Source organism: Brevibacterium ravenspurgense, from assembly GCF_001584615.1.
Taxonomy (GTDB): domain Bacteria; phylum Actinomycetota; class Actinomycetes; order Actinomycetales; family Brevibacteriaceae; genus Brevibacterium; species Brevibacterium ravenspurgense.
The window spans coordinates 213,840-227,467 of sequence record NZ_LQQC01000010.1 but is presented as its reverse complement, the minus strand read 5'-3'; the positions used below and the strand labels follow the sequence as shown (position 1 = coordinate 227,467).

The following is a 13,628-nucleotide window of genomic DNA, read 5'->3' as shown; positions in this document are numbered from 1 at the left end:
GAGGTGATCATCGCGAGGTCGAATGATCACGACCGCCTATTCATATGAGGCACAACAGCGGTCCAGTTTAGTTCATTGACAGCCCGGGGCACAATGCGGGCTGGCGTGTCGTCGCCCACGCTCCCCTGACGAGGTGCCGCTGTCAGTCTTCCTGTTTGCCTTCTGTCTGTGTCGGCTCGCCTTTTTCGGCACTGTCTATGCGCTGTGGTCTGCCGGTGCGCAGCGCTTCGAGGGCGGCCAGACGGTCTTCCATTGTGCGTTCGGCTCCGTTGGCGGTGGGCCGATAGTAGCGCTTGCCGCGCAGCGGTTCGGGCATGTACTCCTGGGGTGAAACGGAGTACGGGTAGTCGTGTGAGTAGCGGTAGTCGACTCCGTGGCCGAGTGCTTTTGCTCCGGGATAGTGGGCATCGCGCAGCGGTTTGGGGACTTCGCCGAAGCTTCCCTTTTTGATGTCGGCCAGAGCTTCCCCGATTGCCTTGTAGGACGCGTTCGATTTCGGCGCGCAGGCCAGATATACAACTGCCTGGGCCATGGGGATCCGCCCTTCGGGCATCCCGATCCGTTCGACCGCGGTCTGCGCAGAGACTGCAACGGTCAGCGCCTGCGGGTCGGCCATGCCGATGTCCTCCGAAGCCGAAATCACGATGCGGCGGCAGATGAACCGAGGGTCCTCCCCCGCTGAGATCATGCGCGCAAGGTAGTGCAGTGCAGCGTCCGGGTCAGAACCGCGAATCGACTTGATGAACGCGGACACGACGTCGTAGTGCTGATCCCCCGCCCTGTCATAGCGAACCCGGGCTTCGTTGGCGGCTTCGAGCACCTCGGCTTCCGTGATGACAGGAGTCCCGCCCTCGGTGCGGGCCTCAGCGATGCCGGCTGCCGCCTCGAGAACGGTCAGAGACTTCCGCGCGTCCCCGGATGCGGTCTGCACTATGTGCTCAAGCGCTTCTTCCTCAAGTTCATAGCCGTCGGCCAGACCTCGTGGTGAGTGCAGGGCGCGCTCAAGAAGGGAACGAATATCGTCTTCGCTCAGAGGTTCGAGCTGCAGCACGAGTGAGCGCGACACGAGCGGGGCGATGACAGAAAAGGACGGATTTTCCGTTGTTGCGGCAACCAGCACAACGAGCCGGTTTTCCACTGCCGGCAGCAGTGCGTCCTGCTGGGCTTTTGTGAACCGGTGGATCTCATCGAGGAACAGAACCGTTGTGCGTCCGTAGAGGTCACGGTCATTGCGGGCGGTCTCGATGACCTGGCGGACGTCTTTCACGGTTGCCGAAATCGCCGACAGTTCGACAAAGGAGCGGTCGGGAGCGTGCGAGACAACGTGAGCGATCGTGGTTTTGCCGACCCCGGGCGGGCCGAACAAGATCACCGAGCTGGGGCCGGCTTTCGAACCAGCCTGCGAGGTGGCCAGCTGCTGCAGCGGCGATCCGGGATACGTGAGGTGCTTCTGTCCCGCTATTTCGTCCATTGTGCGCGGGCGCATGCGCACCGCAAGCGGGTCAAGAGCAGAAACGGAGCCCGAACCGGCGTTCGGTTCGGGCTCCGCGGAGAACAGGTCAGCCAATCAGGCGTCCTTTGATTCCTTCGGCTTGGCGTCAACGCCGGCATCCTTGCGCTGCTGCGCGGTGATGGGCGCCGGGGCAGCCGTCAGCGGGTCGTAGCCCGCGCCGGTCTTCGGGAAGGCGATGACGTCGCGAATCGAGTCTGTGCCGGCCAGCAGGGCCACAATGCGGTCCCAACCGAAGGCGATGCCGCCGTGCGGGGGTGCACCGTAGCTGAAGGCCTCGAGCAGGAAGCCGAACTTCTCCTGGGCTTCTTCTTCGTCCAGGCCCATGACTTTGAACACGCGCTCCTGGATGTCGCGGCGGTGGATGCGGATCGAACCGCCGCCGATTTCGTTGCCGTTGCACACGATGTCGTAGGCGTTGGTCAGCGCCGATGCGGGGTCCTGGTCGAAGGTGTCCAGGTGATCCGGCTTCGGTGCAGTGAAGGCGTGGTGAACTGCGGTCCAGCGTCCGCTGCCGACAGCGACATCGCCGGCAGCCTCGGCTTCTTCAGCCGATTCAAACATGGGTGCGTCGACAATCCAGACGAAGGCCCAGTCGCCGTCCTTGATCAGGCCGGTGCGTTCAGCGATTTCTCCGCGGGCGGCACCCAGCAGGGCACGCGATGCGTTCTTTTCGCCGGCTGCGAAGAAAATCGCGTCACCGTTGGATGCGCCAACGGCCTCCTGCAGGCCTGCGCGTTCAGCATCCGACAGGTTCTTCGCGACAGGACCGCCGAGTTCGCCGTCTTCGCCGATGAGCACATAGGCAAGACCCTTGGCACCGTGCTGCTTGGCCCACTCCTGCCACGCATCCAGCTGGCGACGCGGCAGCGAAGCACCGCCCGGGTAGACGACAGCACCGACGTAGGGAGCTTGGAAAACGCGGAACGGCGTGTCCTTGAAGAACTCCGTCAGTTCCGTCAGTTCGAGACCGAAGCGCAGGTCCGGTTTGTCCGAACCGTAGCGGGCCATGGCCTCGTGGTAGGTCATGTGCGGAATCGATGCGGGCAGTTTCACGTCAATGAGAGCCCACACTTCGCGCAGGATGTCTTCGGCAATTGCGATGACGTCTTCCTGTTCGACGAAGGAAGCTTCGATGTCGAGTTGGGTGAATTCCGGCTGGCGGTCAGCGCGGAAGTCTTCGTCGCGGTAGCAGCGGGCAATCTGGTAGTACTTCTCGATGCCGCCCACCTGGAGCAGCTGCTTGAACAGCTGCGGGGACTGCGGCAGTGCGTACCAGGAGCCGGGCTTAAGGCGAGCGGGCACGAGGAAGTCGCGCGCACCTTCCGGGGTGGAGCGGGTGAGCGTGGGGGTTTCCACTTCGATGAATCCGTGGTCGTCGAGCACGCGGCGGGCTGCGCGGTTTGCGTTGGAGCGCAGACGCATGCGCTGTGCCTGTTCCGAACGGCGCAGGTCGAGGTAGCGGTAGCGCAGGCGGGTTTCTTCACCCACCTGGCCGGAGTCCTCTGCGTGGTCGGACACCTGGAACGGGAGGGCTTCAGCCAGGCTGAGCAGTTCGACCTGGGTGTCTACCACTTCGATGTCACCGGTGGGAAGCTGCGGGTTGGCGTTGCCTTCCGGGCGGGCTTCGACGGTTCCGGTCACCTTGATGACGGATTCGCTGCGCAGGCGGTCGGCGACGTCTTCGCGGACGACGACCTGCACAATGCCCGAGGCGTCGCGGAGGTCGATGAATGCAACCCCGCCGTGGTCACGGCGACGGTCGACCCATCCGGTGAGGGTGACGGTCTGGCCCTTGTCGGTCAGACGCAGGGATCCTGCTTCGCGGGTTCTCAGCACTGCGCGGTCTCCTTGGAGGTTGTTTCGAGGGTGTCTGTGTTCAGTTTAGCCATCGCGGCGGGGTTCATTCGGCGTCGACGCGGAGCACGCGGGGCCAGATGTCCTCTTCGGGCGGTGCCCACAGGTCCGGGTCGGCTGAAACCTGTTCGCCGGTCCGAATGTCTTTGACTTCGCTGCCGGTTTCGGCCGATGGGAACCATACGAAGGGAATGCCCCGGCGTTCGGCAAAGCGGATCTGCTTGCCGAACTTGTCCGCGGATGGGGAAACGTCGACGGGAATGCCCCGCCGGCGCAGGGCCGTGGCGATCTGATCAGCTTCTGGCCGCTGGTCTTCTGCCGTCACGGCGACAAGAACTGCGGTCGGCACACCGCGGGTGGCTGTAAGCGCCCGGTTGGCTCCGACAAGGCGTGACATGAGGCGGGAGACCCCGAGCGACATGCCCACGCCGGGGTAGACCTTCTTATCGGTTTTGGCCAGTGCGTCGTAGCGGCCGCCGGAAGCAACCGAGCCCAGGGATTCGTGGCCTTTGAGGAAAGTTTCGTACACGGTTCCGGTGTAGTAGTCGAGGCCGCGGGCGATCTTCAACTGGGCTTTGACTGCTCCCGGGTGCAGACGGTTGGCCGAATCGAGAAGCGCGACGAGAGTCGCGATTCCCTCGTTAAGCAGCGGGTGCTCAACACCGAGGGCGATGACGTCTTCGGCAAATGCCGAAGTTCCCGATTCGATCTCTGCCAGGCGGAGGCACTGCTTGGCCTGTGTCTGGTCGGCGCCGGCAGTTTCAATCAGCAGCTCTTCGACCTTTTCCGGGCCGATTTTGTCGAGCTTGTCGATGGCGCGCAGAACCGAGGTGACGTCGTCCAGCCCCAGTCCGCGGGCAAAGCCCTCGAGGAGTTTGCGGTTGTTGGCAACAATGCCGGCCTCGGGCACACCGAGTTCGCGCAGAGCGTCGAACGCCTGCACCATGACCAGCGGGATTTCGACTTCGAAGTGGTCGGCGAGGACCTCATCGCCGATGACGTCGATGTCTGCCTGAATGAATTCGCGGAAGCGACCGTCCTGCGGGCGCTCACCGCGCCACACCGGCTGAATCGAGTAGCGCTTGAACGGGAAGTTCAGGTGACCGGCGTTCTCCAGCACGTAGCGTGCGGTCGGCACGGTCAGGTCGAAGTGCAGGCCCAGCGGGTTGCGCTCTTTGCCCTCCGAGTGAAGCCTCCCGAGGGTGAAGATCTCTTTGTCGATCTCACCGTCTTTGGCGAGGATCGAAAGCGGTTCGACAGCGCGCACGTTGACCGCAGCGAAGCCGTTGAGTTCAAAGGTGTGCTTGAGCAGATCGAGGACGCGCTCCTCGATGATCCGGTCCTGCGGAAGCCATTCGGGGAAACCCGACAGCTTTGCGGCTTTGGACATGACAGTGCTCCTTGAAAAATCCGTAGTTCGGAAACAGTAGGCCGGACTCAGCCGACCAGGAAGGGGTTGGTGGCGACTTCGTGGGAAAGTTCTGTGCCGGGGCCGTGGCCCGGGTACACGGGCGCTGCCGCGAATGTCCGCAGTGCAGCCAGGGACTCCTGCATGGCGGCGTGGTCTCCCCCAGGTAGGTCCGTCCGGCCGATGGAACCGGCAAACAGGACATCACCGCTGAAGTACACCCTGTCGGAACCGTCTGTGACGGAGAAGACCGTTGAGCCCTCCGTATGACCGGGAAGATGATGAGCAGAGATCTGCAGGCCGGCAAGATCCCACTCATGGCCGTCAGCAAAGGATTCGGGCTTCGGTGGTGCCCACCCCTGCAGAACATCGGCGAGCATGGGCTGGAACTGTGCCGACATGGTCGCGGCGGGGTCATCGAGCCGGTAGACATCGGCTTCGTGCAGCCACACGGGAACGTCCCAGTGCTGCATGTAGTCGGGCAGACCCAGCACGTGGTCGACGTGACCGTGGGTCAGCAGAACAGCGACGGGAGTCAGGCCGTGTTGCTGCAGTCCAGCGGCAAGAGCATCCGTGTTGCCGTATCCGGCGTCGACGAGCACGCAGTCGCTGCTGCTGTCCGCAGCCACCGCGTAGCAGTTGACGCCCAGAAAAGGGGCTTCTGAATTGAGGATGCGCATAGGCGACAGTCTAATGACAACTGAAGACAGGCCGCACAGCGGGTCCGACACCAATGCTGGAGCTCGCATGAAAGCGCCTGCCGGGGCGACCGGGCAGAGCAAACCCCTGTCCGAGCAGCCGAACAGTCCACAACAACCGCACAGAAAAGCCGAAGAATCGCTATGCTGGCAGTGTTTCGCGCCCGCGGGCGCCGTATTGCAGACAAAACCGAAGGCAGACGATGACCGACTCACCCGCTCCCAAGCCGCGCCCCGTCCCCAAGCCGGCTCCTCGCCCAGCCGCCGCAGCAGCACCCGCTCAGCCCAGCTCAGAGGCGCTTATTGCGGCCATGAACTGCGGACGCGCAGACGACGAAGGCAATGTGTATCTGACCACCTCGAAAGGCGAGGTTGTTGTCGGCCAATACCCGTCGGCCTCGAAAGAGCAGGCGCTTGAGTTCTACGCGCGCCGCTTCCTCGAGCACGCATCGGCCGTTGACCTGCTGGAGGAGCGCCTGGCCGCCGGCACAAAGGCCGATGACATCATCCGCTCGGTCGAAAAAGCGCGGACCGACCTTGACGAAGCTCGTGTGGTCGGCGATGTCGAAGGCCTGAAGGAGCGCCTCGACAAGCTCGAAAAGCGTGCGAAGGAAGCCGCGAAAGAGCAGGCTGCAGACCACGAAAAGGCGCGCGAAGAAGGCGTGCAGAAGCGCATGACGGTCATTGAGCGGGCAGAAGAGCTCATCGCCCAGGCTCCCGGCAGCATCCACTGGAAGAACACCTCGGCGAAGATGAACGAGCTCTTCGACGAATGGAAGGACATCCAGAAGAGCTTCCCCCGCATTCCCCGCGCCCAGGACACCGAACTGTGGGAGCGCTTCAAAAAGGCCCGCGGATCCTTTGAGAAGATGCGCCGCGAGTTCTTCGCCGAACTCGACAAGCGCAGCGCCGAAGGCAAGAAGATCAAAGAGAAGATCGTCGAAGAAGCCGAGCAGCTTGCCGATTCGACCGCATGGCGCGAAACCAGCAGCCGCTTCCGCGAACTCATGAGCCGGTGGAAGGCCTCGCCGCGCGCTCAGCGGGGGGACGACGACAAACTGTGGGAGCGCTTCCGCTCCGCACAGGACAAATTCTTCGGAGCTCGCAGCGCCGACCAGGCCGAACGCGACGAAGAGTACCGAGGCAACCTCGAAGTCAAGGAAGAGCTGCTGGCCCAGGCCAAGGCGCTTCTGCCGATTGAGGACCACAAGAAGGCCAAACAGCAGCTGCGCACCATCCAGGACAAGTGGGAAGAAGCCGGTCCGGTCCCCCGTGCTGACATCAGCCGCATGGAAAACGGACTGCGCGAAGTCGAACGCGCAATCGAAGACGCCGAACAGGCCGAATGGAAGCGCACCGACCCCGACAAGCAGGACCGTGCCTCCGGCATGCTCGCACAGCTGGAACAGCAGACTGCCCAGCTGAAGGAAAAAGCAGACAAGGCCGAAGCTGACGGTGATTCAGCCACGGCAGCCAAGCTGCGTGACGAGCTCGCAACCAAGGAACAGTGGCTCGAACAGCTGCGCCGCACAGCCGCTGATTTCAGCTGACATCCGCTGACCGTACGTTCAGCCGAAGCAGGCCCCCGAAAGTTATCCACAGCTTTCGGGGGCCTCTTGTTTCACCGGGATCCACCGCGGAAAGTGGATGCATGGACACGATCATTCGCACAGGAAAGCCGCTGAGCGCACTCCAGCTGTATGCGCTCAGACGCGACGGCCTGCTGGTACAGCTGACAGAAACCTCTTGGATACGCGCGGGTGCGGTGCTGACGCCCAAGCTGCGCGCCGCCGCTCTCGGCGCCCCGCCGATTCACGGGACAGCCTTTTCCCACGCGGCTGCGCACTGGGTGTGGTGGGGCAGCGCACAGGCTCCCGCGCTTCTGGACGTCACAACTTTGGTCAGACGCCGTGTGCGTCGCGTACCCGAAGGCACCGCTGTGTGGGAACGGAGCTTAGGCGGTGACCAGTACCGGGAGTTCGGCGACTGCCGTGTGACGGAACCGCTCAAAACGCTGTTCGACATAGTCGTCGACTGCATTCTGCCGATCGAGGACCTCACGCAGCGCAAACGAGCCGCTCGTTCGGTGCTCGCTCCCACGGCCCCACAGCAGCGCAGGGCGTTGGCAGCACTGGCGGAAGATTCCTTTCGCCGTCCCGGGGTTGTCGAGATCCGCAGGCTTCTGCGTTCAATTGACCCCGCCTCGCACGCGGGTCTGTGACCCGAACAGGCTCTGGCGGAAGGCGGTTTTCCCGGCGGCTAGCCGGTGATGCGGTAGACGTCGAAAACGCCGTCGACCTTGCGCACGGCGTTGAGAACCGTTTCGAGGTGGCCCGAGTCCCCCATTTCGAAGACGAAGCGCGACTGTGCAACGCGTGCCTTCGACGTGGCGATCGTGGCGGACAGGATGTTGACGTGGTTGTCGGTGAGAACCTTGGTGATGTCGGACAGCAGACCCGCCCGGTCAAGCGCTTCGACCTGGATCTGCACCAGGTAGACGCCGCGAGCATCGTCAACCCACTCGACGTCGATGATGCGCTCGGGCGAGGCTTTCAGCTGAGCGACGTTGCGGCAGTCAGTCCTGTGCACCGATACTCCGTCACCGCGGGTCACCCAGCCGATGATGTCGTCACCGGGAACGGGAGTGCAGCAGCGAGCCAGCTTGATGAGGATGTCGTCGACACCCTTGACCCGCACACCCGAGGTGGAGGAATGGTGTCCGCGGGAACGCCCGGAGGCGTTCGAGGGCGGGACGGGTGAGGTCTCTTCGACGTCTTCGGTATCGTTTTCGACTTCCCGAGCCAGCAGATCAACCACGTGAGCAGCAGAGATCGTGCCGTTGCCGATAGCCGCGTAGAGAGCGGAAACATCGTCAAAGTGCTGCCCCGTGGTGACAGCTTCGAGCGCTTCGCCGCTCATGAGCCTTTCGGCAGACAGGTGGTGTCGGCGCATGGCCCGGGCCAGCTGTTCGCGGCCGGTTTCAATTGCCTCTTCCCGGCGTTCCTTGGAGAACCACTGGCGGATCTTGTTGCGTGCACGCGCCGAAGCGACAAAGGTCAGCCAATCGCGGCTGGGGCCTGCGTTTTCGTCCTTCGAGGTGAGGATCTCAACAACGTCGCCGTTCTTCAGCGCGGTGTCCAGCGGCAGCAGTCGTCCGTTGACGCGGGCGCCGATTGTCTTGTGCCCCACCTCGGTGTGGACGGTGTAGGCGAAGTCGACCGGTGTCGCACCGGACGGCAGCGAAATGATGTCGCCCTTCGGAGTGAAGGCGTAGACGTCCTGCGCATTGACCTGGTAGCGCAGGCTGTCGAGGAATTCATCAGGGTCCTGGACGTCCTTCTGCCAGTCCATCAGCTGACGCAGCCACGCCACCTGGTCGACTTCACCGCCGTCGCCGACTTTCGCAGTCCGGGCTCCGGCGGCCCCGAGAGTCGCTGCAGTGCCGCCCCGGTTCTTGTACTTCCAGTGGGCTGCAACACCGAATTCGGCCCTGCGGTGCATTTCGCGGGTGCGGATCTGAATTTCAACAGGCTTGCCGTACGGACCGATCACAGTCGTGTGCAGGCTTTGGTACATGTTGAACTTCGGCATCGCGATGTAGTCCTTGAAGCGGCCGGCAACCGGACTCCAGTGCGAGTGGACAAGGCCCAGCACCGCGTAGCATTCGCGGACGGTCTCCACCAGGACACGGACACCCACGAGGTCGTAGATGTCTTCGAAGTCGTGGCCGCGGACGACCATCTTCTGGTAGATCGAGTAGTAGTGCTTGGGCCTGCCGGTGATGTCGGCGTCAATGTGTGCTTCAGCAAGTTCAGCGCCGAGTTCCTTGGCGACGATGCCCAAGTATTTGTCGCGTTCGGGAGTGCGTTCGGCCACCAGGCGCACAACCTCGGAATACACCTTGGGGTAGAGCACCTGGAAGGACAGGTCCTCAAGCTCCCACTTGATGGTGTTCATACCCAGGCGGTGAGCCAAGGGTGCGTAGATGTCAAGGGTTTCGCGTGCCTTGCGCGATGAGGATTCAGGGGAAACGTACTTCCACGTACGCGCGTTGTGCAGTCGGTCGGCAAGTTTGATGACGAGCACCCGGATATCGCGCGACATGGCGATGACCATTTTGCGCACCGTTTCGGCCTGGGTGGCCTGCCCGTACTCGATCTTGTCGAGCTTTGTAACGCCGTCGACCATGACGGCGATTTCGTCGCCGAATTCTTCGCGCACATAGTCAAGCGAATAGTCGGTGTCTTCCACGACATCGTGCAGCAGCGCTGCAGCGAGCGTAATGGGCGGCATACCGATCTCTGCAAGGATCGTCGCCACTGCTACGGGGTGCGTGATGTAGGGGTCGCCGCTTCGGCGCATCTGCCCCTTGTGGGCTTTGTCAGCCAAACGGTACGCCCGGAGGATCACATCCGTGTCGAGCTTCGGATGGTTTTCTTTGACGATCTGCAGCAGCGGGGCCAGGACTTTCGGCGTCTGTGGGCTGTTCTGCGCGCGCGCCGTCCAAAAAGCAAAGCGACGGCTGAGTCCGCGTCGACCGGAACCTGAGTGTGGCTGTTGAGTCATCTTCCCCTCTGAAACGCCGAAGGTGCTTCCCCATTGTACGCGTGGGGAAGCACCTTCGGGATCAGAACACGGACCGTGCCGTCACGGGGTCACGATGCGACCGGCTCCTTTTCGGCGGAAGGCTTCGCGGTCTCGCGGACCAGACGCTCCTGCTCGCGCACCTTTTCCTCTGTGCCGCGCAGAACTGCGTACAGGGGCGAAGCGACGAACAGCGTGGAGACCGTGGCGACGATCGTTCCGACGAACAGCGACAGCGCGATGTCGGTGAGAGTTCCCGCGCCCAGCAGGAACACGCCGATGAACAGAATCGCACCGATCGGCAGGGCGCCGATGGCTGTCGTGTTGATCGAACGGACGGTCGTCTGGTTAACACCGAGCTCAACCAGCGACGAGAACGTCTGTTTGCGGTTGTCCTCAAAGCCCTTTGTGGTCTCGCGGATCTTGTCGAACACCACCACGGTGTCGTACAGCGAAAACGAAAGAACCGTGAGGAAGCCGATGATCGCCTCGGGCGTGATCTCAAAGCCGGTTGCCGCGTAGATGCCCGTGGTGAGCACCATGACGAAGAACAGACCGACGATCGCTGCCAGCGACATTTTGAACGTGCGGAAGTACAGCGCCATGATGATGAGCGCCAGACCCACGTAGATGACCAGTGCGAGCGTCATCTTCTTGGTGATGTTCTGTCCCCACAGCGGGCCCACGAAGTTCGATGTCACGTTCTCCGCGCTGACTTCGAAGGACTCAATGAGCGAATCGCGCACTTTCTGCATTTCATCGTCATTGAGCTGACGCGTCTCGATTTTGAGCGAGTCGTTCGAGGTCGGCACAGTGCGCGGTTCAGCACCGGGCACGGCGTCGGTCACGGCCTTGTTGGCCTGCGCTTCGGCTGACGAGTCAACGTGGTCGACCTGGAATTCCGAACCGCCGGTGAAGGCAATCCCGAGGTTGAACGGCTCCGCACCCGCCATGCCGCGGACAACGGGCACCATGAGCGACAGGACGGTGAGCAGCGCGGCAAGTCCCAGCCACAGCTTGCGCTTGCGCACAAACGGGATCGAAACTTCGCCCGAATGCAGCTTGTTGCCGAAATCAAAAAACTTCTTCATCAGTCTTCCCCTGCTTCTTCGGCGGCGGCTGCTGCTTTGCGTGCGGCAAGCGATGACGATGTGTCGCGTTCCCTGCGCTTGCGCGCACTTTCGCGCCTCTCAGCTTCCTCAGCGGAGCGGCCGGTGGTCTTCTGCTTCGCCTTTTCGAGGTCAAGCCCCATGGCGCCGCGGTAGGCGGAGGGCTTGACACCCAACTGACGGGGGTCCATACCGGACATCGGGTGGCCTTCGCCGAAGAACTTCGTGCGGGCCAGCAACTGCAGCATCGGGTGGGTGAAGAACACGACGATGACGACGTCGACGATCACAGTCAGACCAAGGGTGAAGGCGAAGCCTCGCACCGAGCCGACAGCGAGGATGTACAGGATGACAGCCGCCAGCATGTTGACTGCCTTTGAGGCGTAGATCGTCTGGCGTGCGCGCACCCAGCCGACTTCCACCGCGGACGTCAGACGACGGCCGTCGCGAATTTCGTCTCGGATGCGTTCGAAGTACACGATGAACGAGTCGGCCGTCATGCCGATGCCGATGATGATGCCGGCCAGACCTGCCAGCGACAGACGGTATCCGTATCGCCAGGACGCAAACAGCAGCAGGAGGTAGGTGAGAATACCCGCCGCCACGAGGCTGGCGATCGTCACGGTTGACAGCGCACGGTACTGCAGCACCGAGTACAGAACCACGAGCAGCAGGCCGATAGCACCGGCGATGAGGCCCTTCTGCAGGTAGTCAGCACCGAGGGTGGGCGAAATCTGCTCTTCGGACTGCACCTGGAAGGAGATCGGCAGAGCACCGTTCTTCAGCTGGTTGGACAGGGTCTGCGCTTCTTCTTCGGAGAAGCTGCCGGTGATCTGCGCGCGGCCGTCGGTCACGGCTGACTGCGAGGCCGGGGCGGACAGCACGAGTCCGTCAAGTTCGATTGCGAACTGGTTGTACGGCTGCTGCTGGCCGGTGATGGTCTGCGTGATTTCGCCGAACACCTTGCGGCCGACCTCATCGAATTCCATCGTCACGGCCAGACGGTTGGTCTGCTGGCCCGATGACGAGGTTTCAAAACCGTAGGAGGCGTCCTTGACGTGCTCACCGGAAAGCTCAACCGGGCCGAGCACGAACTTCGCCGAACCGTCCTGCGCACATTCGACGACGACTTCATCTGCCGGCGTCTGCTTTCCGCCGGTGCGGTTGGCGGGGTCGGTGCAGTCGAGTTCGGTGAATTCCTTCATGACCTTCTGCGACTGCCAGCTGGTGTCGGTCATCGGGTCGAAGCGGGGGTGCTTATCCGCATCTTCTTTGCCGTCCTTGGGCGCGGCAGGGGTTTCACCTTCAGCTGGCTTCTTTGCGTCTTCGCCGACGGCGGGAGCAGAAGCAGTTCCGCCTCCCTGGGGAGCGTCGCCGTCTTCCTGTTCGCCCTCCTGGTCACCGATGAGGTCCTCGATCCGCTTCTTGTCTTCGTCAGACAGGCCCTCGGACTTCTTCTTGTTTGCGTCCTCTTGTTCCTTCTGCTGCTCTTCCTGTGCAGCAGCGGATTCGGGCGGACCGACGAAGGCCACACGGCGGAAGGACAGCTGAGCCGAGGAGCGGACCAGGTTGCGGGTCTTCTCGTCGGGGTTGCCGGGCAGGTTCACAACGATGTTGCGGTCACCCTGCGTTGAGATCTCAGCTTCCGACACACCCGTGGAGTCGACGCGCTGACGGATGATCTCAACAGCCTGTTCCAGCTGCTCCTTGGTGATCTGCTGATCTTCGATCTGGGGTTCCAGGATGATCGAGGTGCCGCCTTCGAGGTCGAGGGCGAGCTTCGGGGCCCAGGTCGCCGAGGAGAACACAACTCCCAGGGCTACAAGACCAGCAAGCAGTGCGGAGAAGATTCCCAGCACTGCGAAGCTGCGTCCCGGGCGAGCTTTTTTATCTGAAGCGGACACGGTCTGCTTTCTGGTTGATGTTACTTAGCGTCGTCAGAGTCGTCGACGTCGTCGCCCTTGGCGCGCTTGGCTTCGTTGTGGGCGTCGAGTTCGGCGTCGGTGATGCTGGGTTCGGAGTTCTTCAGCGGGGTTTCGTCGGCATCGTCACGCTGGATGGGACCCTGGTTGGTGCTGGGCTCGGCCGATGCAGCCGGTGCGGCTGGTTCATCGACTTCGATCTGGCCGATGGCCTGACGGTGGACGATGAGCTGGGTTCCGGGACCGGATTCGATCGTCACCTGGTTGGTTTCTTCGTCAACCGAGACGACGGTGCCGAAGATGCCCGCACCGGTCATAACGCGCGCTCCGGGCACAAGGCCGCGCGAGATCTGCTCCTGGCGGGCTTTCTGCTTGCGGCGGGAGCTGACCATCATGAAGATGAGCAGCGCGCCGAGGGCGAGCATGATGAGGAGATTGGGGTTCACCGGAAACCTCTTTCGCATGTGGGGTCAGAACAAACCTCGGACATTCTACCGTTGTCGTCAATCACTGCGAAAACCGTCGGCGAGTGTGACCGGC

General features: G+C 62.6%; 10 protein-coding genes. 2 read left to right on the top strand and 8 right to left on the bottom strand.

Annotated elements, in window-relative coordinates; genetic code table 11:
• Window positions 1-142 precede the first annotated feature (142 nt).
• From Bravens_RS05525 to Bravens_RS05510, 4 genes are all read right to left on the bottom strand, one after another.
• A complete protein-coding gene (locus Bravens_RS05525; RefSeq protein WP_062021112.1) occupies window positions 143-1,567 on the bottom strand; it encodes a replication-associated recombination protein A in 1,425 nt (474 codons plus the stop codon).
• Complete coding sequence (gene aspS / locus Bravens_RS05520) at window positions 1,568-3,349, bottom strand: aspartate--tRNA ligase (protein WP_062021109.1); 1,782 nt, start codon at window positions 3,347-3,349, stop codon at window positions 1,568-1,570.
• 64 nt (window positions 3,350-3,413) lie between these two features.
• Window positions 3,414-4,757, bottom strand: a complete 1,344-nt coding sequence (gene hisS, locus Bravens_RS05515; RefSeq protein ID WP_062021107.1) for a histidine--tRNA ligase — start codon at window positions 4,755-4,757, stop codon at window positions 3,414-3,416.
• Window positions 4,758-4,804: 47 nt separating this feature from the next.
• Window positions 4,805-5,455 (bottom strand): MBL fold metallo-hydrolase, encoded by a 651-nt coding sequence (locus Bravens_RS05510; RefSeq protein WP_062021104.1) that lies wholly within the window; start codon window positions 5,453-5,455, stop codon window positions 4,805-4,807.
• Between the two features lie 221 nt (window positions 5,456-5,676).
• Between Bravens_RS05510 and Bravens_RS05505 the strand changes: the two genes are divergently transcribed.
• Both Bravens_RS05505 and Bravens_RS05500 read left to right on the top strand, forming a co-directional pair.
• A complete protein-coding gene (locus tag Bravens_RS05505; RefSeq protein WP_062021101.1) occupies window positions 5,677-7,023 on the top strand; it encodes a DUF349 domain-containing protein in 1,347 nt (448 codons plus the stop codon).
• Window positions 7,024-7,124: 101 nt separating this feature from the next.
• On the top strand, window positions 7,125-7,694 hold the full coding sequence (locus tag Bravens_RS05500; RefSeq protein WP_062021098.1) for a hypothetical protein: 570 nt from the start codon (window positions 7,125-7,127) through the stop codon (window positions 7,692-7,694).
• Between the two features lie 38 nt (window positions 7,695-7,732).
• Here Bravens_RS05500 and Bravens_RS05495 read toward each other — a convergent pair whose 3' ends face one another.
• From Bravens_RS05495 to yajC, 4 genes are all read right to left on the bottom strand, one after another.
• Window positions 7,733-10,039, bottom strand: a complete 2,307-nt coding sequence (locus Bravens_RS05495) for a RelA/SpoT family protein (protein ID WP_062021095.1) — start codon at window positions 10,037-10,039, stop codon at window positions 7,733-7,735.
• Between the two features lie 89 nt (window positions 10,040-10,128).
• On the bottom strand, window positions 10,129-11,148 hold the full coding sequence (gene secF / locus Bravens_RS05490) for a protein translocase subunit SecF (protein WP_062021092.1): 1,020 nt from the start codon (window positions 11,146-11,148) through the stop codon (window positions 10,129-10,131).
• Window positions 11,148-13,070 (bottom strand): protein translocase subunit SecD, encoded by a 1,923-nt coding sequence (secD, locus tag Bravens_RS05485; protein ID WP_062021090.1) that lies wholly within the window; start codon window positions 13,068-13,070, stop codon window positions 11,148-11,150. Before secD ends, secF begins: the two co-directional genes overlap by 1 nt.
• A 20-nt stretch (window positions 13,071-13,090) precedes the next feature.
• Window positions 13,091-13,534 (bottom strand): preprotein translocase subunit YajC, encoded by a 444-nt coding sequence (gene yajC / locus Bravens_RS05480; protein ID WP_062021087.1) that lies wholly within the window; start codon window positions 13,532-13,534, stop codon window positions 13,091-13,093.
• Between the last annotated feature and the right edge of the window lie 94 nt (window positions 13,535-13,628).

What these genes read in the sequence shown, in the direction of transcription:
- Bravens_RS05510 (WP_062021104.1), bottom strand. Translation starts at nt 5,455, where the DNA reads ATGCGCATCCTCAATTCAGAAGCCCCTTTTCTGGGCGTCAACTGCTAC.
- Bravens_RS05495 (WP_062021095.1), bottom strand. Translation starts at nt 10,039, where the DNA reads ATGACTCAACAGCCACACTCAGGTTCCGGTCGACGCGGACTCAGCCGT.
- secF (WP_062021092.1), bottom strand. Translation starts at nt 11,148, where the DNA reads ATGAAGAAGTTTTTTGATTTCGGCAACAAGCTGCATTCGGGCGAAGTT.
- hisS (WP_062021107.1), bottom strand. Translation starts at nt 4,757, where the DNA reads ATGTCCAAAGCCGCAAAGCTGTCGGGTTTCCCCGAATGGCTTCCGCAG.
- Bravens_RS05505 (WP_062021101.1), top strand. Translation starts at nt 5,677, where the DNA reads ATGACCGACTCACCCGCTCCCAAGCCGCGCCCCGTCCCCAAGCCGGCT.
- Bravens_RS05500 (WP_062021098.1), top strand. Translation starts at nt 7,125, where the DNA reads ATGGACACGATCATTCGCACAGGAAAGCCGCTGAGCGCACTCCAGCTG.